Annotated in this window: 23 protein-coding genes; 16 read left to right on the forward strand and 7 right to left on the reverse strand. The window is 70.3% G+C overall.

The window, feature by feature from the left end; all coding sequences use genetic code 11:
• The first annotated feature begins 6 nt into the window (after positions 1-6).
• Positions 7-1,302, forward strand: coding sequence for an ATP-binding protein (locus tag AB0E90_RS18610; protein ID WP_360406606.1), 1,296 nt, complete (start codon positions 7-9; stop codon positions 1,300-1,302).
• Between the two features lie 31 nt (positions 1,303-1,333).
• Positions 1,334-2,017 (forward strand): response regulator transcription factor, encoded by a 684-nt coding sequence (locus AB0E90_RS18615; RefSeq protein WP_020512993.1) that lies wholly within the window; start codon positions 1,334-1,336, stop codon positions 2,015-2,017.
• A gap of 4 nt (positions 2,018-2,021) precedes the next feature.
• Here AB0E90_RS18615 and AB0E90_RS18620 read toward each other — a convergent pair whose 3' ends face one another.
• From AB0E90_RS18620 to AB0E90_RS18635, 4 genes are all read right to left on the reverse strand, one after another.
• The gene (locus AB0E90_RS18620) at positions 2,022-2,465 is read right to left on the reverse strand and encodes a hypothetical protein (protein ID WP_360406459.1); all 444 of its coding nucleotides are present in this window, start codon (positions 2,463-2,465) and stop codon (positions 2,022-2,024) included.
• Between the two features lie 2 nt (positions 2,466-2,467).
• Positions 2,468-3,625 (reverse strand): putative T7SS-secreted protein, encoded by a 1,158-nt coding sequence (locus AB0E90_RS18625; RefSeq protein WP_360406462.1) that lies wholly within the window; start codon positions 3,623-3,625, stop codon positions 2,468-2,470.
• Entirely contained in the window at positions 3,625-3,951 is a 327-nt protein-coding gene (locus AB0E90_RS18630; RefSeq protein WP_360406465.1) for a hypothetical protein, read from the reverse strand. The genes AB0E90_RS18625 and AB0E90_RS18630 overlap by 1 nt, the downstream gene beginning before the upstream one ends.
• A gap of 70 nt (positions 3,952-4,021) precedes the next feature.
• Positions 4,022-4,849, reverse strand: coding sequence for a hypothetical protein (locus AB0E90_RS18635; protein WP_360406468.1), 828 nt, complete (start codon positions 4,847-4,849; stop codon positions 4,022-4,024).
• Between the two features lie 111 nt (positions 4,850-4,960).
• On the opposite strand from AB0E90_RS18635, the gene AB0E90_RS18640 reads away from it, so the two are divergent.
• Positions 4,961-5,782 (forward strand): sugar phosphate isomerase/epimerase, encoded by an 822-nt coding sequence (locus AB0E90_RS18640; protein WP_360406471.1) that lies wholly within the window; start codon positions 4,961-4,963, stop codon positions 5,780-5,782.
• On the opposite strand, the gene AB0E90_RS18645 is transcribed toward AB0E90_RS18640, so the two are convergent.
• Positions 5,769-6,305: a CGNR zinc finger domain-containing protein gene (locus AB0E90_RS18645; RefSeq protein WP_360406475.1), complete on the reverse strand. Its 537-nt coding sequence runs from the start codon at positions 6,303-6,305 to the stop codon at positions 5,769-5,771. The genes AB0E90_RS18640 and AB0E90_RS18645 overlap by 14 nt on opposite strands.
• A gap of 78 nt (positions 6,306-6,383) precedes the next feature.
• Between AB0E90_RS18645 and AB0E90_RS18650 the strand changes: the two genes are divergently transcribed.
• The 5 genes from AB0E90_RS18650 (at position 6,384) to AB0E90_RS18670 (ending at position 10,232) form a co-directional block, all read left to right on the forward strand.
• Entirely contained in the window at positions 6,384-7,301 is a 918-nt protein-coding gene (locus AB0E90_RS18650; protein ID WP_360406478.1) for a proline dehydrogenase family protein, read from the forward strand.
• A gap of 183 nt (positions 7,302-7,484) precedes the next feature.
• Positions 7,485-7,697, forward strand: a complete 213-nt coding sequence (locus AB0E90_RS18655) for a helix-turn-helix domain-containing protein (RefSeq protein WP_020512985.1) — start codon at positions 7,485-7,487, stop codon at positions 7,695-7,697.
• Positions 7,698-7,871: 174 nt separating this feature from the next.
• A complete protein-coding gene (locus AB0E90_RS18660; protein WP_007465623.1) occupies positions 7,872-7,973 on the forward strand; it encodes an AURKAIP1/COX24 domain-containing protein in 102 nt (33 codons plus the stop codon).
• A 75-nt stretch (positions 7,974-8,048) separates the two neighbouring features.
• On the forward strand, positions 8,049-9,137 hold the full coding sequence (locus AB0E90_RS18665; RefSeq protein WP_360406482.1) for an NAD-dependent epimerase/dehydratase family protein: 1,089 nt from the start codon (positions 8,049-8,051) through the stop codon (positions 9,135-9,137).
• Between the two features lie 66 nt (positions 9,138-9,203).
• A complete protein-coding gene (locus AB0E90_RS18670; RefSeq protein ID WP_360406485.1) occupies positions 9,204-10,232 on the forward strand; it encodes a lysophospholipid acyltransferase family protein in 1,029 nt (342 codons plus the stop codon).
• A 102-nt stretch (positions 10,233-10,334) separates the two neighbouring features.
• Here the strand turns inward: AB0E90_RS18670 and AB0E90_RS18675 are convergent, their stop codons facing one another.
• Positions 10,335-11,501: a DUF5667 domain-containing protein gene (locus AB0E90_RS18675; RefSeq protein WP_360406488.1), complete on the reverse strand. Its 1,167-nt coding sequence runs from the start codon at positions 11,499-11,501 to the stop codon at positions 10,335-10,337.
• 181 nt (positions 11,502-11,682) lie between these two features.
• Entirely contained in the window at positions 11,683-12,651 is a 969-nt protein-coding gene (locus tag AB0E90_RS18680) for an ECF subfamily RNA polymerase sigma factor, BldN family (protein ID WP_360406491.1), read from the reverse strand.
• A gap of 377 nt (positions 12,652-13,028) precedes the next feature.
• Between AB0E90_RS18680 and AB0E90_RS18685 the strand changes: the two genes are divergently transcribed.
• The 8 genes from AB0E90_RS18685 to hemB all read left to right on the forward strand — a co-directional run bounded on the left by AB0E90_RS18685 (position 13,029) and on the right by hemB (position 21,273).
• Positions 13,029-14,513 carry an AMP-binding protein gene (locus AB0E90_RS18685; RefSeq protein WP_360406494.1) on the forward strand — a complete coding sequence of 495 codons (1,485 nt, stop codon included), beginning with the start codon at positions 13,029-13,031 and terminating at the stop codon, positions 14,511-14,513.
• The gene (locus AB0E90_RS18690; protein ID WP_360406497.1) at positions 14,510-14,758 is read left to right on the forward strand and encodes a glutaredoxin family protein; all 249 of its coding nucleotides are present in this window, start codon (positions 14,510-14,512) and stop codon (positions 14,756-14,758) included. The genes AB0E90_RS18685 and AB0E90_RS18690 overlap by 4 nt, the downstream gene beginning before the upstream one ends.
• A 10-nt stretch (positions 14,759-14,768) precedes the next feature.
• On the forward strand, positions 14,769-15,413 hold the full coding sequence (locus AB0E90_RS18695) for an HAD hydrolase-like protein (RefSeq protein ID WP_360406500.1): 645 nt from the start codon (positions 14,769-14,771) through the stop codon (positions 15,411-15,413).
• Between the two features lie 221 nt (positions 15,414-15,634).
• Positions 15,635-16,387: a redox-sensing transcriptional repressor Rex gene (locus AB0E90_RS18700; protein ID WP_360406503.1), complete on the forward strand. Its 753-nt coding sequence runs from the start codon at positions 15,635-15,637 to the stop codon at positions 16,385-16,387.
• Complete coding sequence (locus tag AB0E90_RS18705) at positions 16,384-17,673, forward strand: glutamyl-tRNA reductase (protein ID WP_360406506.1); 1,290 nt, start codon at positions 16,384-16,386, stop codon at positions 17,671-17,673. The genes AB0E90_RS18700 and AB0E90_RS18705 overlap by 4 nt, the downstream gene beginning before the upstream one ends.
• Positions 17,670-18,599: a hydroxymethylbilane synthase gene (gene hemC, locus AB0E90_RS18710; RefSeq protein ID WP_360406509.1), complete on the forward strand. Its 930-nt coding sequence runs from the start codon at positions 17,670-17,672 to the stop codon at positions 18,597-18,599. Before AB0E90_RS18705 ends, hemC begins: the two co-directional genes overlap by 4 nt.
• Before the next feature lie 85 nt (positions 18,600-18,684).
• On the forward strand, positions 18,685-20,271 hold the full coding sequence (locus tag AB0E90_RS18715; RefSeq protein WP_360406512.1) for a uroporphyrinogen-III synthase: 1,587 nt from the start codon (positions 18,685-18,687) through the stop codon (positions 20,269-20,271).
• 18 nt (positions 20,272-20,289) lie between these two features.
• Positions 20,290-21,273 carry a porphobilinogen synthase gene (gene hemB / locus AB0E90_RS18720; protein ID WP_360406609.1) on the forward strand — a complete coding sequence of 328 codons (984 nt, stop codon included), beginning with the start codon at positions 20,290-20,292 and terminating at the stop codon, positions 21,271-21,273.
• Positions 21,274-21,507 lie beyond the last annotated feature (234 nt).

A 21,507-nucleotide genomic window follows, 5' to 3' on the forward strand; every position in this document is an offset into this window, starting at 1 on the left:
GTGGACTTGGCGTACAGCATCATCCTCGCCCTCGTCGCGCTCATCATCGGCGCGGTAGCGGGTGCGGTGGTGTTCGCCCGTGCCCGCAGGACGCCGGAGCAGGCCGGTTCCACCGGGCCCCGGTCGGACGAGGGGGGACGCACCATCGAAACGGACGACGAGCCGCACACCGGAAAACACGGCATGAAGGGGCTCGGACGCAAGAGCCTCGACTCGCTGCGTGTCGGTGTGGTCGTCCTCGACGCCGAGGACCACCCGGTGCTGGTCAACCCGGCCGCCCGCGCGATGGGCCTGCTCCGCTCCGGTGGCGCGCCCGGCACGATCGCCGCCCACCCCATCCTCCGGACCTTGGCCGGCCAGGTGCGCCGCACCGGCGTGCGGCGCGAGGTCGAGCTCGACCTGCCGCGAGGCCGCGCCGGCGGCGCCTCGGCCCCGCTCGGGCTGCACCTGCGCGCCGTCGCGCTCAACTCGACCCACGTGGCCATCGAGGCGGCCGACGTCACCGAGGCGCACCGGCTCGCCCGGGTCCGCCGCGACTTCGTCGCCAACGTCAGCCACGAGCTGAAGACCCCGATCGGCGCGCTGCAACTGCTCGCCGAGGCCCTGCTCGACGCGACCGAGCTGCCGGCCAGCGAGGCCAAACCGGACGACGAGCAGACGGAAGATCTGGTCGCGGCCCGCCGGTTCGCCGAGCGCATCCACCACGAGTCGGCCCGGATGGGCCGGCTGGTCAACGAACTCCTCGAGCTCACCCGCCTGCAGGGCGCCGAGCCGCTGCCCACCCCCGAGCCGGTCGCCGTCGACTGGGTGATCGCCGAGGTGGTCGACCGCACCCGCACCACCGCGTCGGCCAAGGGCATCGAGGTGCTGTACTCCGGTCCCAAGGGCGCGACGGTGTACGGCAGTGACAGTCAGGTGGCCACCGCGGTGACCAACCTCGTGGAGAACGCCATCGCGTACTCGGGCGAGGACACCAAGGTGGCGATCACCCTGCGCCAGGACGAGCACTGGATCGAGATCGACGTCACCGACCAGGGCATCGGCATCGCCCCGCACGACGTCGACCGGATCTTCGAACGTTTCTACCGTGCCGATCAGGCCAGGTCCCGGTCGACCGGTGGCACCGGTCTCGGCTTGGCCATCGTCAAGCACATCGCCACCAACCACGGTGGCCGCGTCGACGTCACCAGCACCTTGGGCGACGGCTCGACGTTCACCCTGCGCCTGCCGGCGCGACCCCCCGAAGCCCCCTTGCCGTTACCCGCGGCAATTGAGATCGAGTCCGGGGTTACCGGGCGCTAGTCCCGGAAACCGGAAGATGGAAGGAACCACATTGGCCCGCGTGCTCGTGGTCGAGGATGAGGAGTCGTTCTCCGACGCCCTGTCGTACATGCTGCGCAAGGAGGGCTTCGAGGTGTCGGTCGCCCCGACCGGAACCTCGGCACTCACGCAGTTCGACCGGACCGGCGCCGACATCGTGCTGCTCGACCTCATGCTTCCGGAAATGTCCGGCACCGAGGTCTGCCGCCAGTTGCGGCAGCGTTCGGCCGTCCCGATCATCATGGTCACCGCCCGGGACAGCGAGATCGACAAGGTGGTCGGCCTCGAGATCGGCGCCGACGACTACGTGACCAAGCCGTACTCCCCGCGCGAGCTGGTCGCCCGCATCCGGGCGGTGCTGCGCCGCCAGGGCACCGAGGCAGCCGAGGTGTCCACCCCGACCCTGGCCGCCGGCCCGGTCCGGATGGACGTGGAACGCCACGTGGTCACGGTCGACGGCGCCGGCGTGCAGCTCCCACTGAAGGAGTTCGAGCTCCTGGAGCTCCTGCTCCGCAACGCCGGCCGGGTGCTGACCCGAGGCCAGCTGATCGACCGGGTCTGGGGCGCCGACTACGTCGGCGACACCAAGACCCTGGACGTCCACGTCAAGCGCCTGCGCTCCAAGGTGGAGCCCGAGCCCTCAGCCCCGCGCTACATCGTCACGGTGCGCGGCCTGGGCTACAAGTTCGAGCCGTAGGCCGTCAGTAGTTCGCCAGATCTTGCACGATCGGCCCGTCGACCGGGACGCGCCGCCACCACCAGGGGCGGCCGTTCAGGTCGACGTCGGCAATCTTGGCCATTTTCTGGTCCGGGTCATCGACGGTGTACGACCGGAACCGCTCGTCAGCGACGGCGATCCAACCCGCGAGCCGGTCTCGGGCCGATACCGGCAATCCGTCGAGTGCCGTTTGCAGGAAGTCGCGGGCGAACAGGGCGCCGGCCAGATCGTGCTCGTTCCAGACGGTCCGGTCCGACCACGGCAGGGCCCGGTCGGCGTCGAACTTCTCGACCCGGGCGGCCCAGCCGATGGCGAGGTCGATGGCGTCGACGGACGTCGCGTCGCTCAGCCGCACCGGATGCGCCTCGATCGCCATGATCTCGGCCTCGCCGAGCTGGGCGCTGAGCTCGGGGGGAAGGACTCGCACGACTACCGTCCCGGGTAATAGGTGGTGGACTTCCAGGGCATGTCGTAGTTCACGATCACGCGCACTCCGTTGTACTCGAATTTCTCGGCATTCTGCCCCGGCAGTTTCTGCGGTTCTGCCTTGGTGAGCGCGGCATCGACCTCGGCGCTGGTCGGCCGCCCCATCGCCACGTTGCCGTCGCCGGTGTGACCGTTCACGAACTCGACGATCTCGTCCTTGCTGAACTCGCTGCCACGGAAGCCCTCGGTCGGCTCGTACTCACCGCCGCCGGCTCCTTCGTAGTCGGTCCGGGCCGGTGACACCCCGTCGTCGCTGGTCGCGTGCATCATCAGATCGCCGGCGCCGGCCACCACGATCCCGCCGCCGGCGACGACCGCCGCGGTCGACGCGATGTTGATCGGCACGCCGATCACGGCGCCCACGCCGGTCAGGTCGAGCAGACCGCCACCCACGTCGCCGGTCGCGCCGGCGATCATCAGCCCGGCGCCGGCGGCTGCCGCCGCGACATCGCCCGGGTGATGGATCATCGCGTTGCCGAACGACGCGAGCCCGTTGGCCACGTGCCCGCCGACGTTGGCCAGCCCGGCGCCGACGTCCTCGAAGAAGTCGCCGACCTTGCTCCAGAAGCCGGGTTTCTTCGGCGCCTTGTCCCGCACGGCCCCGACCGTTCCGGCGGCGGTGTCGCCCGCGCCGTCGAGCTGCTGCCGTGCGCTATCGAGGGTGTCCCGGGCGGTGCTGCGGCCGGCCTCGCCCGGGTCGTCGAACGGCAGCGCGGTCCCGGCCTGCTGCTCGGCCTGCTGATGCTGCGCGGTGGCCTGTTGAGTGGTGTTCTGCGCGGCGTTCCACTGCGAGATCGCCGTGGCCGCCTGCTGCTGTGCCCAAATCAGCATCTTCGAATAGTCGGTAAGCGCATCCGCGGCGGAGTGAAAGCAGTCGCCCGCCTCCAGCCACCGGGACGGCTCCCCGTCGAACCGGGCCCGGAACGCCTCCGCGGCCTCGCCGCTCCACCCGTCCGCGGTGTCGATCCGCTTCAGCCCGGCGCCCGCCTCGTGCAGGGCGTCGCCGCGGGCCCGCAGCGCCGTCGCCGTGCCCGCGACGGAGGCGGCGTCGCCCGGGATGAGCTCGCGCGGATCGTTGGTCTCGCCGAGTTCCTTGGCCATCAGTCAGCCGCCGGATCAGCGCCGGTCTGCTGATGGAAGATGCCGTCCATGCGTCCCTTGGCCGCCTGATCGACCTTGAGATAGGCCTGCACCGAATGGTTCAGCCGGCCGACGATCTCCTGCCCATCGGTGGCCAGGTGTTCCACGCCCAGTTCCCACCGGTCGCAGAAGTCGGCCACCGTGTCGGCGAGCTTGCCATGGCCGTAGTCGGCCGCCCGGCCGTCCAGGTCGTCGATCCGTTTCGCCTTCAGGTCGTTCAGCGTCTTGTTGATCCCGGTCGCGGCATCCTCGAGCGCGCCCAGATCGACCCGGAAACCCTCCGCCATGAGTCACGTCCCCCGTCCGCACCACATCGCCGACTGTGCATGCAACGGTTTCCAAGTGGACTCCCCGATGTCAAGCCTCGGGGCTGGCCGGCTCGCGGCCGCCTCGGGTGACGGGGTTGCCGGCGGCGGCGGTGGCGGGGTGGATGGCGATCAGGCCGGACTTCAGGCGGGCCGTGCACAGCTCGGTGAGCTTGTCGTAGGCCTGCTTGCCGATCAGGGCGGCCAGCTCCGGGCCGTAGGTGATGTACATCGGCTCGGAGCCGACGTGGGCCTCCGGTGACGACGTGCACCACCAGTCGAGGTCTTCGCCGCCCGCGCCCCAGCCGCGGCGGTCGAACTCGGTCAGCGTGGACTGGAGGATCTTGGTGCCGTCCGGGCGCTTGATCCAGTCCTGCTCGCGGCGGACCGGCAGCTGCCAGCAGACGTCCGGCTTGTAGGTGAGCGGGTGCACGCCGTCACGCAGGGCCTGGGCGTGCAGGGCGCAACCGCCGCCGGCCGGGAAGTCGGCGTCGTTGAGGAAGACGCACGGGCCGTCCTCGGACTGGATGGCGGTGCGGCGGGCCGGCTTCGCACCGTCGATGGTGTCCATCTCGGTGTAGTTCTTGAAGCCTCGCCGATGGTGCTGCCAGGTCTCCGGGGTGAGTTTCTGAACCGCGGCCTTCACCCGGTTCTCGTCATCCGCGTCGGTGAAGAACGCGCCGTGGGTGCAACAACCCTCGTGCGCCCGGCCGGCCACGATGCCGTGGCACGCGGAGCCGAAGACGCACGTCCAGCGGGAGAGCAGCCAGGTCAGGTCGGCGCGGACCAGATGCTGGTCGTCGGCCGGGTCGAGAAATTCGATCCACTCACGAGGGAAGTCGAGGCCCACCTCGGGGCGGATCCGGTCACTGCGGGTCACTCGCGACAGCGTACGCGTGCCGGTGACTAATGCGGCGTCACCGCCCGGTATGACCGCATTTACCCGCACGTGTGGCGGGGCCGCGAGACAAACGGGTCTACCCTTTGAAGGGTGAGTTCCCGCGTCCCCGTGCTTCTGTCCAGCTCTTCGGTGTTCCCGGAGCCGACCGCCGCCGCCTTCGAGATGGCCGCAACCGTCGGTTACGACGGCGTCGAGGTCATGGTGTGGACCGACGCCGTCAGCCAGGACGCCGGCGCACTGCAGGGCCTGTCCGAGCATTACGACGTGCCGGTCCTGTCGGTGCACGCGCCCTGCCTGCTGGTCACCCAGCGGGTCTGGAGTTCCGACCCGTGGGAGCGGCTCAACCGGGCCGCCCAGCTCGCCGAGTCCCTCGGCGCGCCGACCGTGGTGGTGCACCCGCCGTTCACCTGGCAGCGCGACTACGCCAAGAACTTCGCCCCGGGCCTGGCCAAGGTCCAGCAGCGGCACCCCGACCTGTCCTTCGCCATTGAAAACATGTTCCCGGTGAAGATGGCCGGCCGCTGGTTCGTTCCGTACACGCCGGGCTGGGACCCGACCGAGACCGGCTTCGACGCCTACACGCTGGACATCTCGCACTGCTCCGCGTCCCGCATCGACGCGCTGGACATGATGCAGAAGATGGGTTCCGGCCTCAAGCACGTGCATCTCGGTGACGGCACCGGCGAGGGCCGTGACGAGCATCTGGTGCCGGGGCGCGGCAATCAGCCGTGCGCCGAGGTGCTGCGCTCGGTGGCGGCGCGCGGGTTCACCGGCTCGGTCGCGCTCGAGGTCTCCACCCGGAAGGCGACGAGCCGCCCCGCGCGCGAGAAAGACCTGCGCGAGTCCCTCGAGTTCGCCCGGCGCCACCTGGCTCCGGCGAGTTCGGCGGCGCCGGCGATTACGCGGGCGTGAGGTTGGCGGCCCGCTTGCGGGCCCGGTGCGCCGCCACGTGCGAACGGGTGGCGCAGCGCTCCGAGCAGAAGCGCCGGCAGTTGTTGGACGACGTGTCGAGGTAGACGTTGCCGCAGCGCTCGTCGGCGCAGATGCCGAAGCGGGCGCTGCCGTACTCGCAGAGCCACACCGACAGGCCCCAGGCGGCGCCGGCCAGGTATTCCGCGCTGACCGACGCGCCCCGGCTGGTCACGTGCATGTGCCAGTCGCTGGCGTCGTGGCCGGAGATGCGCGGCTGCACCGGAAACGTCTCGAGCAGCGTGTTGAGTTCGTTGACCGCCTCGGCGTCCCGGCCGCCCGTGCCCAGCTCGAAGACGTCGCGCAGCCGGCGCTGGGCGCGGCGGAAGACACCGAGGTCCTTCTCGGTGATGTGCTCGCGCATCCAGGCCTGGTCGTCGGCGAACAGGGCCCGCAGCCCGGCGATGTCGCTGAGCTCCGCGTTGACGAGATCGACCGCGGTTCGGGCGTACGCATCGAAGTTCACTCGACAACGGTAGCCGCACCGCGCGCGGACGGACACGGTTGCCGCGACCGGCGCGGTTTCGGGCGATACCCTCGGCCCATGCTCCGTTCCGTCTTCCTGGCCGCCGCGGACTCGTCCCGCCTGGGGCGACTGTTTTCGTCGGTGACCCTCAGTAAAAGCGTTGCCCGTCGGTTCGTGGCCGGTGACGACGTGGCGGATGCGCTGCGCGCGGCCCGCGAACTGGCCGACGACGGTCTCGGGATCACCGTGGACCATCTCGGTGGCGAGACGGCGACTGTGGAGCAGGCGGAGGCGGTTCGCGATGAGTATGTTGCTCTGCTCGCCCGGCTGACCACCGCCGGCCTGACGCCGGCGGCCGAGGTGAGCGTCAAGCTCTCCGCGCTGGGCCAGCGGCTCGACGACAAATTGGCGCACGACAACGCCGAGGCCGTCTGCGCCGCGGCCGCCGCCGCGGGCACGTCGGTGACCCTCGACGCCGAGGACCACACCACCACCGATTCGACGCTGGAGATCCTGGCCGGGCTACGGAAGGACTATCCGTCGACCGGCGCGGTGCTGCAGGCATACCTGCGCCGCACCGAGGGCGACTGCCGGGAGCTGGCGACGACCGGTTCCCGGGTGCGGCTCTGCAAGGGGGCGTACGCGGAGCCCGAGTCGGTGGCGTTCCAGGACACGCTGGACATCGACAAGTCGTTCGTCCGCTGCCTGAACATCCTGATGTCGGGGGAGGGCTACCCGATGGTGGCGACCCATGACCCCCGCCTGATCGCGATCGCCGAGGACCGGGCCCGCTGGTTCGACCGCTCCGCCGACGAATACGAATTCCAGATGTTGTACGGCATGCGCACCGAGGAGCAGGCGCGGCTGGCGGCGGGCGGCAACATCGTCCGGGTCTACCTGCCCTACGGCGAGCAGTGGTACGCGTACCTGATGCGTCGCCTGGCCGAGCGTCCCTCGACCGTGTCGCTCTTCGGCCGGGCCATCGCCGGAAAGTAGCCCATTCGGGGTAAATCGAACCATAAGCGGCGTGTCGGCCTTGACTTTTTCTTGCGCATTTCACGGAACGTATCGCGTTGGTCACAGCGGTATCGATACCGTTCTGATGACACGCACGTAAGCCGCCGCGTCGCGAAGCGGGGAGTCGCGGGGGCCGTGCCGCGAAAGGATCGGTGCAAGGAGATGACGGGTCCAGCCCAGACCGAGGAACGCCTCTCGGAGGTGCGGTTTCTGACCGTTGCCGAGGTGGCCGCCTTGATGCGGGTCTCCAAGATGACCGTTTACCGGTTGGTGCACGGCGGCGACCTGACCGCCGTCCGGGTCGGCCGGTCGTTCCGGGTGCCCGAGCACGCGGTGCACGACTACCTGCGGGGTGCCTTCTCTCAGACGGCGTAGGGGCCGTTTTGGCCCTGCCCCGGCCGGGCCGGTACGCTGGGGCGGTTGGTTCCCGGTCCACCACCCGCCGCTGCTTCGCGCGACGAGGAGATCCGGGACCCCGTCCAGAACGGACGCGGTCGTGCCCGGCGGGCACCCGGGTTCGACCCGCATGGTTTCGAGAGGCAAATTCGTATGGGCTCCGTGGTCAAGAAGCGCCGCAAGCGTATGGCGAAGAAGAAGCACCGCAAGCTGCTGCGCAAGACCCGCGTCCAGCGTCGCCGTCTCGGCAAGTGATGGCCGGCCGGGCGTCAGCCCGGCCCTGCCTCACTTGCCCGCCGCTTCGCCAAGCCGCACCGGAAGGTCCGCCCCGTGGTGACCTCACCGCCCCGCGTCGTCGTGGTGACCGGCGTGAGCCGATTTCTCGGCGCCCGAGTGGCCGCTCGTCTGGCCGCCGATCCGCGTATCGAACGCGTCGTCGGTCTGGATCCGCATGAGCCTCCTCCGGCCCTGAAGGCCGTGCTGGGAGACGTCGAGCTGGTCCGGGCCGACGCTCGCGCGGCTTCCGGCGCCATGGCCGACCTCGGTGCCGAGGTCGTTGTGCACATGGCGGTGACCAGCGCTCCCGATTCGCAGCACGGCGGTCGCCAGGCGATGAAAGAGCAGAACGTCATCGGCACGATGCAGCTGCTCGCCGCCGCCCAGGGTGCTCCTGGCCTGCGCAAGATCATCGTGCGCTCGTCGACGGCCGCCTACGGCGCGTCGTTCCGCGACCCGGCGGTCTTCACCGAGGACACCGAGCCCCGGGCAGTTCCGCGGGGCTCGTTCGCCCGCGACATCCTCGACATCGAGGGCTACGTTCGCGGATTCCGCCGTCGCCGGCCCGACGTGGCCGCGACCGTGCTGCGGTTCGCGCCGTTCATCGGCTCCACCGCCGACACGACACTCACCCGCCTGTTCGTTCAGCCGGTGGTGCCGACCGTCTTCGGCCGCGACGCGCGCCTGCAGTTCGTGCACGTCGACGACGCCCTCGAAGTGGCCCACCGGGCGGTGACCGAAGACCACCCGGGCACGTTCAACGTGGCCGGCGCCGGGGTTCTCACGCTGTCCCAGGCCGTGCGCCGGGCCGGCCGGGTCGCCCTGCCGCTGCCGGAGGGCACCTTCTCCGCCGTGCTGGGTCTGGCCCGCAACCTCGGGATCGGCCGGATCGGCCTCGACCAGGTCGACCTATTCGTGCACGGCCGCGTGGTCGACACGACCCGGCTGATCGAGGAGTTCGGCTTCACTCCGCGCACCACCGAGACCGCCTTCAACGACTTCATCGAGGCGCATGCCAACGGATCGTCGCTCACCGCCGCCCGGCTCGAGGCGGCCGAGCGGGCCATCCTCGACGGCATCCGCGCGGTCCGCGCCGCGGGAACAGCTAGCGGCGGGGGTGATGTCGCACATGAGCGAGCGTAGCGAGCGAATCGGCAAGCTCAGTGCAGAACTGGCTCTTGGCAGCTCGGAGCGAAGCGAGGAGCTGGCATGAGTCAGCACGAGTACCGTGACATGCTGCCCGGCCACGCCGACTTCACGCTGCCGAAACCGGCCGCCCCGGTCCGGGTCAACGGCCGGCGGCCGATCCCGGAGGTGCCGCAGATGAATGGGCATTCCGAAGAGTCGCCGACACCCGAGCCGACACCCGAGCCGCCGGCCGAAAAGGCCGACCCGGTCGACGTCTGGGACCAGCGAGTCGCGGGCGCCCTCGCCTTCCTGCGCCGGCGCCTCGCCGGCGCGTACGAGGTGGACGACTTCGGCTTCGACCGGGAGCTCACCGACGCGGTCTTCCACCCGGTGCTGCGAGTGCTCTACCACGACTGGTTCCGCACCGAGGTGTTCGGCATCGAGCACGTGCCGGGCGACGGTGGCGCCCTGCTCGTCGGCAACCACTCCGGCACGATCGCGCTGGACGCGCTGATGCTGTCGGTGGCGATCCGCGACCGGCACCCGGCCGAGCGGCACCTGCGACTGCTCGGCGCCGACCTGGTGTTCCGGGTGCCGTTCATGAGTGAGCTGGCCCGCAAGTCCGGCGCCACGGTGGCCTGCAACCCCGATGCCGAACGCCTGATGAGCGACGGCCAGTTGGTCGGCGTCTTCCCCGAGGGCTTCAAGGGCATCGGCAAGCGCTTCACCGACCGCTACAAGCTGCAGCGGTTCGGCCGGGGCGGGTTCGTGTCGGCGGCGCTGCGCACCGGCACCCCGATCGTTCCGGTGGCCATCGTCGGCGCCGAGGAGATCTATCCGATCCTGGCCGACATCAAGCCGCTGGCCCGCCTGCTCGGAGTGCCGTATTTTCCGGTCACGCCGACCTTCCCGTGGCTGGGGCCGCTGGGCCTGGTGCCGTTGCCGAGCAAGTGGCTGATCCAGTTCTGCCCGCCGATCCCGACCGCGCACCTGACCGAGCACGCGGACGATCCGATGGTCGTCTACAGCCTTGCCGACCAGGTGCGGGAGACCATTCAGGCGACGTTGCTGGAGCTGCTGGAGAAGCGTCCGGACCCGTTCGGTCTGTAACAGATGGTGCTCGGCGGCTTATAGTTACAGATGAGGGGCGGTCCGGTAACTCCCGGCAACCGCCCCTCGCCATACCTGTTACTGCCTACTGCAAATCTGCGGCTAGTCGCCGAACCCGAAAAGCTCGCCGAGCAGGCCGCCGACCGCGTTGTCGTCCTCGCCGGTCTCGCTGTAGGTCGGATCGACCGACGGGGTCAGCGGCGTCCCGCCCAGCGTCCCGAGACCGGGTGCCGGTGAGTCGGTCGGCGTGGCCACCTTGTTCGACCCGCCGGTCGGCTTCGCCGTCGGGCTGGTGCGCTGCGGCTTGGCCTTCGACCCGCGCGGGTCATCCTTGGTGCTGGGCTTGCCGCTGTGCCCGTTGGGCCGGCTCGTCGCGGCGCCGTCGGCCGTGCTGGTGCAGTCCTTCAGCTTCGGCCCGAGAGTGTCCGAGCCCGCCGAGAGAACCTGCGGACAGTTCAGCCCGGTGCGCAGCTCGTCACCGCGCTTGCCGACCGCGTCGAGCAGCGACAGCGACTGCCCCGCCCGCTCCTGGTTGGCCGTGCTCAGCTTGTCCAGCGCCGGCAGCAGCGTCTTGCGTTGCTCCTGCACGAACGTGTCGACGGTGGCCAGCGGCTTGACGTCGCGGCGGGCGACCGCCGAGGTGTCCAGCAGCCGGACGCCCTTGCGGGTGTCGGCGTCCATGTCGTCCAGCACCCCGGCGAACCCGGGTGCGTCGCCGGACATCGCGGCCGCCTCGGCGAGCCGGGTGCGGGCGAAGTCCAGTGAGAGCTGGCCCCGGGTTACGTCGGAACCGGCCATGGCCAGTTGGGCGCGCTCGGTCGAGCGCTTGACTCCGTACAGCGCGTCGCCGGGCGACGCGTTCTCGCTTGCCGCGGAGATTCCGGACACCGCCATGGCACCGGCGGCGACGCCGATGACGATCGCACCGCGCGCCCGGATCCGGCGGCCACCGCGGCCGAGGATCGTGGCTCGCAGTCCGGACCGGGCCGGCGCCGGCTGCGCGGCACTCCCGGGCTCGGACTCGACGGCGGTACGGCCGATGCCGTCCCGCTCGGCGGTGGCGACCAGCATGGCTCGCAAGCCGACGCGGAACTCGGGATCGACCTGGATCCCGGGCTTGGTCGCGGTAAGGCTGGAACCGATGGCGACCAGTTCGGCGAGTCGCTCGTCGGCCGGGCCGTGGCTGTGATGCCGCCGGCCGCCGGTGCTCTCGTCGAGAAGCTCCGCGAAGCGCTCGGCGCTCCGCCGGTCGAGGAAATCGAAGCTCATAGCGGGCACCTCCCCTCGCTAGTGACTGTCTCGTCGGCAGCGTCGCCGACGGTCGCGACAAGACCGGTGGCCGTGGGGACCTGCCGGGGTCGCACCCGGACAAACGCGTGACACTCGCCCCCGGTTACGGGGGCGAACAGCTGATATCGGGATGCGTAGATCGACATTTCAGACAAAAAGGTCACCACTGGAACCCTTCGGGCAACAGGCGGGCGAGCGCCCGCACCGCCCGGTACTGGAGGGCCTTGATCGCACCTTCGTTCTTGCCCATCGTCTGCGCGGTCTCGGCCACCGAGAAGCCCTGCAGGAAGCGCAGCACGATGCACTCCTGCTGCTCCGGATTGAGCTGCTTGACCGCGGTCAGAAGGGCGACGTTGGTGATGTGGTCGACCACGGCCGACTCCGGGCTGCCTTCCGGACCGCGGTCCTCGCGGTCGGCGTCGAGCACGTCCCCGGTGGTCACCTCGAGGCGGTAGCGGCCGGACTTGAAGTGGTCGGCCACCAGGTTGCGGGCAATGGTGACCAGCCAGGCGCCGAGGTCGCGACCCTGCCAGGTGAAGCTGCCGATGCGCTTGAGGGCACGTAGGAAGGTGTCCGAGGTGAGGTCTTCGGCGAGCTGGCGGTTGCCGACCCGGAAGTAGACGAAGCGGAACACCGTGTCGACGTACCGGTCGTAGATGAGGCCGAACGCCTCGGACTCGCCGGCCTGGGCGCGCTCGACGAGCGCCCACACCTCGGCGGCGGCGTCGCCCGGGTCGGGGCGGGCCGGGTACTTGGGTTTCTCGCTCTCACCCGGCGGGCCGGTGGTGCTCTGCACCGGCACGACGACGGTCTGCTCGCCGGGCGCCGGGTTCTCCGGCAGTTGGCTGCGCTGGCCGGCGGTGGGCTGGGCGGGCATCGGCGGACGGCCGGGCACCGCGACCCGTCCCCCGCTGGGCAGGGGCTTGGCATTGCCGGTAGGCGGCACCCGGACCCCGGGCGACTCGTTGACGTGGCGGCGGTTGCTGGTCCGCTTCGCGTCTTCGCCACGGATGGTGTTGGTGATCAAGTCGTCTACCGATCGACGGAGGGAGGTCAGGCCCTCGGTGAGTGCGAGGCGCGCCGCGAACGGATCGCGGTGGTACATGTCCCCGGCGTACACATGACTCACTGCGCCTCCTCAACCCGGCGGGCCTCGTCCGACTGCAGATCCGTCCCGCCAGACGTGGATCGGCAGTAATTCCGTGCTTTTTGCGGCACAGCGGCCTCCTCGGGATGAGGGGTGATAACTCATAGCAAAACGGGTGAAGGCAGCCGCAAAACGCCGACCGACCTCACCCAGGGCTTTGGAGTCCGTTACTCAGGCAGGAAGTATCACGGACCCCGAACACACGGAGTCGCACACCGTGTGCGCTGCGCAAAAATAGTACGAAGTGGCGCAGGCAAGACACAAGGAACTTATGCCACGATGGTGGACACTCTCGTGATCGCGACGGACAGGCTGTCCGCCGTCGGAATCTCGGCATATTTGTGCCAGACTCGTCCCTCGTGGAGGACCCCGTCGCGGCCGCTGCCGCAAGCCGGCCCGACCATCCCGCGCTGATCACCGCCGACACCACGCTGACCTGGGCAGAGCTCGACGCCCGGGTGGACGCTGCGGCTCGCCGGCTGGTCATGCTGGCGCGACCCGGCGAGCGGGTCGCGATCGTGCTGGGCAACTCGATCGACTTCGTGGTGACTTTTTTCGGCACCCTGCGTGCCGGCCGGGTCGCCGTTCCGCTCAACCCCGGCTACACCGCCGACGAGCTCGCCTTCGTCGTCGGCGACTGCCAGGCCGCGGTGGTGGTCGCCGAGCAGGCGGCGCGCGCGAAGCTGCGGTCGGCCACCCCGCCGTGCGTACCGCCAGATCTCGGAACCGCGACCGGTGATCTGCCGGAGGTCGCCGCCGGAGATCTCGCCGTTCTGCTCTACACCTCGGGGACCAGCGGGCGGCCGAAGGGCGCGATGCTCACGCACGCCGCGCTGGCCGCGAACCACGACCAGCTCGACGCGATCGAGCCGCCCGTGGTCGGCCCGGACGATGTCGTGCTGCTCGCGATGCCGCTTTTTCACGCTTACGGGTTGAACACCGGTCTCGGCACGGTCGCGCACCATGCGGCGACCGGCGTCCTCATTGACCGGTTCGATGCCGCCGCCTCACTGTCAGTGATTGCCGAGCAGGCGGTGACCGTGACGGTCGGCGTGCCGGGTATGTACTCGGCATGGTCGCGGCAGCCGGAAGTGAGCGGCGCGCTCAGCAGCCTGCGCACCGCGGTGTGCGGCGCCGCGCCACTCCCTCCGGCCGAGGCCGCCCGCTTCACCGCGGCAACCGGAAAAACCATCTTGATCGGGTACGGGTTGACCGAGACCGCCCCGGTTCTCACCACGACGGCGGTCAGCGACCGGGGCAAGACCGGCTCGATCGGCCGCCCGCTACCCGGCGTGTCCCTGCGGCTGAGCTCTCGATCCGGCGACGTGTTGTGGGAGGACGGCACCGCCTCGCCGGACGAAGACCTGGCCGAGCTCGATCTTTCCATCGAAGACACGGCCGGCACCGACCCCGGCGAGATCGTGGTGCGCGGTGCCAATCTCTTCTCCGGTTACTGGCCGGACGGCGCCGGCGGCCCGGACCCGGACGGCTGGTGGCCCACCGGCGACATCGCGTACGCGGACGGCGACGGCGATCTTCATCTGGTCGACCGGATCGGCGAGCTGATCCTGGTCAACGGCTTCAACGTCTACCCGGCCGAGATCGAGCGGGTCCTCGACGCGCACCCGGCGGTGACCGAGTCGGCCGTGGTCGGGGTGCCCGACGACGAGACCGGGCAGCATCCGCACGCGTACGTCGTCGCCGCTCTTGATCCGGCCCCGACTCCCGCCGAGCTGCAGGTCTTCTGCGCCGGGCAGCTCGCCCGGTTCAAGTTGCCGACCGTCGAGCTGGTGCGTGAGCTACCGCACTCGGCGATCGGCAAGGTCCGCAAGGGAGAGCTATGAACCGGGTCGTTCTGATCAGCCGGGACGGCTGCCACCTGTGCGACGACGCCGAAACCGTGCTCGATCGCATACTTCCTGGTCAGTGGGATCGGGTGGACGTCGACTCGGACGTCGAGCTGGAGCGCGACTACGGCGACCGGGTGCCGGTGGTGCTGCTCGACGGCGCCGAGCACGGTTACTGGCGGGTCGAAGAGGCGCGCCTGCTTCGAGATATCCAGCGGCAGCCAGGGGAGCCCCGCATATAGGTTGTTCGCCGTGGCACGCACTCATCTTGTCTGGGACTGGAACGGCACTCTTCTCGACGACCTCAGCCTGGTGGTCTCCTCGACGAACCACGCGTTCGCGGCAGTCGGCGGCCGCGTGGTGGACGCCGACGAGCATCGGTCCCGGTTCCGCCGGCCGGTCGCCGAGTTCTATGCGGAGATCCTCGAGCGGGCGGTCGACGAGGAGGAGTTCGGCGAGCTGGACCGGATCTTCCATGACGCCTACCGGGTCGGCCTGACCAGCATGACGCTGGCCGCCGACGCGATGAATGCGATCAAGACCTGGCCGGGCTCGCAGTCGCTGCTGTCCATGTGGTTCCACAACGAGCTGGTCCCGGCGGTGGAGACCTACGGCCTGGCCGGCGTCTTCACCCGGGTGGACGGGCTGCGCACCGAGATCGGCGGCCACCTCAAGGCCGGTCATCTGGCCACCCATCTGGACGAGCTCGGACTCACCGGCAACCAGGTGGTGCTGATCGGCGACTCGCTCGACGACGCGGCCGCGGCCGACTCGGCCGGCGCCGCCGTGGTGCTCTACACCGGTGGGTTCACCCACCCCGACCGGCTGCGCGCATCGGGCCGTCCAGTTGCCGACACCCTGCTGGAAGCGGTGGAGATCGCCCGGTCGCTCAACTGAGGTGGCCGTGCGGGCCGACCAGCGGGCATACTTTCAGCGGACGGATCCCCTAGCACGCCTTGTCGATCTTTGTCTACTCGTGGGGCCAAGATCGCGATTTGTGCACGCCTTCACAAGCGCCTACTGTGTGACTTCGAAGAGCCCCGGTACCACAGGCAGTCGAGCCGGGCGTCCAGGGGGCTCGCACCTCAAGGCTCGACACCTCGTCGGCACGGAGTCAGATGAGTCAGCAGCGTCACGGAAGCACGTCCGGCAACGGTGGCCGGGCCGGCGCCGTCCCTGCCTTCCCGGATCTTCCGGAGGCGACGATCGCCCGGTTGCCCGAATACCTGCGCGCACTGCACAACCTCGGAGAGGGCGATGCGGACACGATCTCGAGTGAGGGTCTCGCCGCCGCGGCCGGCGTCAATTCGGCCAAACTCCGCAAAGATCTTTCCCACCTCGGCTCGTACGGGACTCGTGGCGTCGGCTACGACGTAGCCCTGCTGATCGAGCAGATCGAGTACGTCCTGGGTCTCGACCAGCGCCGGGCCGTCTGCCTGGTCGGTGTCGGTAACCTCGGCCACGCGCTGGCCGGCTACGACGGATTCGCCAGCCGCGGCTTCAAAATAATCGCGCTGTTCGACGCCGACCCGGCCAAGGTCGGCGATCGCATACACGGTCTGGTCGTGCGCCACATCGACGAGTTGCCCGCGGTCGCCGCGGAGGAGACGATCGCCATCGGCGTCATCGCCACCCCGGCCGGCGCTGCCCAGGCGGTCGCCGACGAGCTCGTCGGGGCCGGCGTCACCAGCATTCTCAACTTCGCGCCGTGCGTGCTGTCGGTGCCGGCGAACGTCGACGTGCGTAAGGTCGATCTCGCCATCGAGCTGCAGATCCTCTCATTCCACGAACACCGCAAGGCGTCGCTCACCGCGCTGCCCGGCGGGCGTTCGGCCGCGGGGGCGGGAAACCAGGAGGCGGTCGGGTCGTGAACCTGCTCAGCGTCGGTGCGTCCTACCGCACCGCTGACATCGGCACGCTGGAACGACTCACCATCACCGATGGCGACATTCCCCAGTTGCTGCACAAGCTGGTCAGCCAGCCCTATGTCGGCGAGGCCGTCGTGCTGTCCACCTGCAACCGGGTGGAGATCTACGCGGCGGTCAGCGGCTTCCACGGCGGCCTCGGTGACGTCTGCAACGTGCTCTCCGAGGTGTCCGGCATCCCGGCCACCGAGCTGGCCGGCCACCTCTATGTGCACTACGACGAGGCGGCGGTGCTGCACTCGTTCCGGCTGTCGGCCGGGCTCGACTCGATGGTGGTCGGCGAGGCGCAGATCCTCGGCCAGCTGCGGGACGCCTATCACGCGGCCACCGAGTCGGACACCGCTGGCCGGTTGCTGCACGAGCTGATGCAGCAGACGCTGCGGGTCGGCAAGCGGGCGCACGCCGAGACCGGCATCGACAAGGCCGGCCAGAGCGTGGTCACCGCCGCGCTCGAGGTCGCCGCCACCTACCTCGGCGACCTCGAAGGCAAGCCCGCCCTGGTCATCGGGGCCGGCGCGATGGGCGCACTGACGGTCGCCACGCTCACCCGGGCCGGCGTCGGCCCGGTGCGGATCACCAACCGGAGCGCGGCGCGGGCCGATCGGCTCGCCGAGGCGTACGGCGCGGTCGCCCTGCCCTACGAGGAGCTGGACGCCGCCCTGCGCGAGGCCGACCTGGTCATCTCCGCGACCGCCTCGTCCGAGCCGGTGCTCACCCGGCAGCGGCTCGAGGCGGCCGGCCCGCTGGTCGTTCTCGACCTGGCCGTCCCGCGCGACGTGGCCCCCGACGCGCACGGCGTCGACGGTGTCACCGTCATCGACATCGACAGCCTGGCCGCGTCCCGGCGAGCGATGCCGGCCGCGGCCGAGACCGCCGCCGTCGAGCAGATCGTCACCGCCGAGGTGGACCATTTCCTCGGCTGGCTGCGCGGCGCCGACATCGCGCCGACCGTGGCCGCGCTACGCAACCGGGCCGACGACGTGATGACGGCCGAGCTGCGCAAGCTGTGGTCGCGGAAGCCGGATTTCACCGAGGAGCAGCGGGCCGAAGTTTCCCGTACGCTGCATCGGGTCGTTCAGCAGCTGCTGCATTCGCCAACCGTGCGGGTCCGGCAGCTAGCCGCCGAACCCGGCGGCGACCAGTACGCAGCGATGCTGCGTGAGCTGTTCGACCTCGATGTCCCGCATGCCACCCCGGCCGCTGCCGTTCCCGAGATCGGAGGAAACCCGTGAGTACGCCTTTGCGTCTCGGCACCCGGGGCAGCGCGCTCGCTCTGGCGCAGTCGCAGCAGACCGCCGACGCGCTGACCGCGGCGACCGGCCGTCCGGTCGAGCTGGTCCGGATCATCACGCCCGGCGACCGCTCGGCCGCCCCGGTCGCCCAGCTCGGGGTGGGCGTCTTCGTCTCGGCCCTGCGCGACGCGCTGATCGCCGACGAGATCGATTTCGCCGTCCATTCATACAAAGACCTGCCCACCGCCGTGCACCCGGGCCTGCACATCGCGGCCGTGCCCGAACGGCAGGACCCGCGTGACGTGCTGATCGCCCGCAGTGGCCTGACGCTCGCCGAGCTCCCGCCCGGGTCGGTCATCGGCACCGGAGCGGTGCGCCGAATCGCGCAATTGCATGCTTTGGGCCTAGAGTTGCAGGTCACGCCGATCCGCGGGAACATCGACAGCCGAATCGCCCGGGTCCTCGGACCCGAAGCCGATCTGGACGCCGTCGTTCTTGCCCGGGCCGGAGTGGCGCGTCTCGGCCGCACCGCCGAGATCACCGAAACGCTGGACCCGATGCTCATGCTGCCCGCCCCGGCCCAGGGCGCGCTGGCGGTGGAGTGCCGATCCGGCGACGCAGACCTGGTCGAGCTGCTGGCCGCGCTCGACCATGCACCGTCCCGAGCCGCTGTCGTGGCGGAACGGGCGTTGCTGGCCACGCTCGAGGCCGGGTGCTCCGCCCCGGTCGCGGCACACGCCGAACTCGCTGAGGGCGAGGACGGCGACGAGATCTACCTGCGCGGTGCGGTGATCAGCCCGGATGGGTCCCGAGCCATCCGCTTGTCGCGCACCGGAACGCCCGCCGACGCGGCGGAGATCGGCAAGGCACTTGCCGCCGATCTCCTCGAGAACGGCGCCGACACCCTATTGGGGAGCAATGCATGAGCGACTGCACCGAGCGGCACCAAGCCGTTCATGACGACGGCCTCGCAGGCGAGGGCCAGGAGCGCATGCGTGAGGAAGGCAGAGCATGACCACCCGCACCGCCCGTAAACCCGCTGGTCGCATTGCGTTCGTCGGGGCCGGCCCCGGCGACCCGGAACTGCTGACCCGCCGAGCGCACGCTGCGCTCACCGATGCCGACCAGGTGGTCTACGACCGCGGCGTACCCGACTCGCTGCTCGCCGCGATCAAGTCGGAAGCCAAACAGGACGCCCAGTTCAGCCCGGCTGAGGGCGCTCCCGGCGACGTCGCCAAGGTGCTCCTGTCCGCGGCCAAGTCCGGCCTGTCCGCCGTGCACCTCGTAGCCGGCGACCCGTTCGGCCACGAGACGGTGGTCAGGGAGGTGCAGGCGGTCGCTCGCACCGCCGTGCACTTCGAGGTCGTGCCCGGCATCGGCCAGGCCGAGGGTGTCGCCACCTACGCCGGCGTCCCGCTGCCGGCCGTGCGCACCACGGCCGACGTCGGCGACGTGACCGCACTCGACTTCGACGCGCTCGCCGCGTCCGCCCGCAAGGGCTCGTTCGCCGTGTCGGTCGACGCCGGTGACCTGGCCGCCGTGCGCGACGGCCTGCTCGCGGCCGGTGTCGAGCCCGGCACCCCGGTCGCGGTGACCGGCGACGGCACCGGCGAGACGCAATACACCACGACGTCCACGGTCGACAGCTTCGTCGCCGCGGCGCTCGGCTTCACCGGCCGGGTGGTTCTCTCGGTCGGCACCGACGTGGCCGAGCGCGACACCCTCAGCTGGTGGGAAAATCGCCCGCTGTACGGCTGGAAGGTCCTGGTCCCGCGGACCAAGGAGCAGGCCGGCGCGATGAGCGCACGCCTCCGGGCGTACGGGGCGATCCCGTGCGAGGTGCCGACCATCGCGGTCGAGCCCCCGCGCACCCCGGCGCAGATGGAGCGCGCAGTCAAGGGCCTGGTCGACGGCCGGTACGCATGGGTCGTCTTCACCTCGGTGAACGCGGTCCGCGCCGTCTGGGAGAAGTTCGACGAGCACGGTCTCGACGCCCGCCACTTCGGTGGCGTCAAGATCGCCTGCATCGGTGAGGCCACCGCCGAGGCGGTTCGCGCGTTCGGCATCCAGCCCGAGCTGATCCCGGCCGACGACCAGTCCAGCGAGGGCCTGCTCGCCGAGTTCTCGCCGCACGACGAGATCCTCGACCCGGTCGGCCGGGTGCTGCTGCCGCGCGCCGACATCGCCACCGAGACGCTCGCGGCCGGGCTCATCGAGCGCGGCTGGGAGGTCGACGACGTCACGGCGTACCGCACGGTCCGCGCCGCCCCGCCGCCGGCCGAGATCCGCGACGCGATCAAGTCGGGTGGCTTCGACGCGGTGCTCTTCACCTCGTCCTCCACCGTCCGCAACCTGGTCGGCATCGCCGGCAAGCCGCACGCCCGCACGGTCGTCGCGGTGATCGGACCGAAGACCGCCGAGACGGCGACCGAGTTCGGCCTGCGCGTCGACGTCCAGCCCCAGCACGCTTCGGTGCCGGACCTGGTCGAGGCGCTGGCGTCGTACGCGATCGAGCTGCGCGAGAAGCTGGCCGCCATGCCGGCCAAGCAGCGCCGCGGCTCCAAGGTCCAGGGACCCACTGCTCTGCGCTTCCGCTGACGTCATGTTGAGGTGACCATGTCGTACCCGGACATTCGCCCGCGCCGCCTGCGGCGCACCCCGGCCCTCCGCCGCCTGGTGGAGGAGACCCGGGTTGCGCCGTCCGAACTCGTGCTGCCCCTCTTCGTCAAGGAGGGTCTGACCGAGCCCCGGCCGATCAGCTCGATGCCCGGCGTCGTGCAGCACTCGCGCGAGTCGCTGCGCAAGGCCGCCCACGAGGCGGTCAGCGCGGGTGTCGGCGGCCTGATGCTCTACGGCGTCCCGACCGACGACCACAAGGACGAGACCGGCTCGGCCGGTCTCGACCCGGACGGCATCCTCAACGTGGGCATCCGGGACCTCATGGCCGAGGTGGGCGACTCCACGGTCATCATGAGCGACCTGTGCCTGGACGAGTTCACCTCGCACGGCCACTGCGGGGTCCTGGCCCCGGACGGCTCGGTCGACAACGACGCCACGCTGGCCATCTACGCGGACATGGCGGTCGCGCAGGCATCCGCCGGTGCGCACATGGTCGGGACCTCGGGGATGATGGACGGCCAGGTCGGAGTCGCCCGGCGCGCCTTGGACAAAGCGGGCTACCAGGACACGTCGATCCTGGCCTACTCGGCGAAATACGCGGGCGCGTTCTACGGCCCGTTCCGCGAGGCCGTCCAGTCCTCGCTGCAGGGCGACCGCCGGCAGTACCAGCAGGACCCGCCGAACTTCCGCGAGGCCCTGCGCGAGGTCGACCTCGACGTGGCCGAAGGCGCCGACATCGTCATGGTGAAACCGGCCCTGCCCTACCTCGACGTGATCGCCGCCGTCCGCGACCGGGTAACGGTCCCGGTCGCCGCCTACCAGGTCTCCGGCGAGTACGCGATGGTCGAGGCAGCCGCCGCGAACGGCTGGATCGACCGCGACCGTGCGATCTTCGAGTCACTGACCTCGATCAAGCGAGCCGGCGCCCAGATCATCCTGACCTACTGGGCCACCGAGGCCGCGCAGAAGCTCCGCTTCTAGTCACTCCGCAACCCACCAACGTTACCCAAGTCGAGCAGCGATCCGCCGCCGCTCGGCTGAGCGTGCGCGCATCACCATGCGCCGCCTTCCCAGGACCAACACCGTCGCACGCAAAGCCGGCGTCCACCCCGCCTCCCGCCACCCCTTTGCTTTGCGTACCTATACGCGCTGCTCTGCGTACCTATACGCGCTGCTCTGCGTACCTATACGCGCTGCTCTGCGCACCTATACGCG

This window comes from Actinoplanes sp. NPDC026619, assembly GCF_040638295.1.
GTDB lineage: Bacteria > Actinomycetota > Actinomycetes > Mycobacteriales > Micromonosporaceae > Actinoplanes.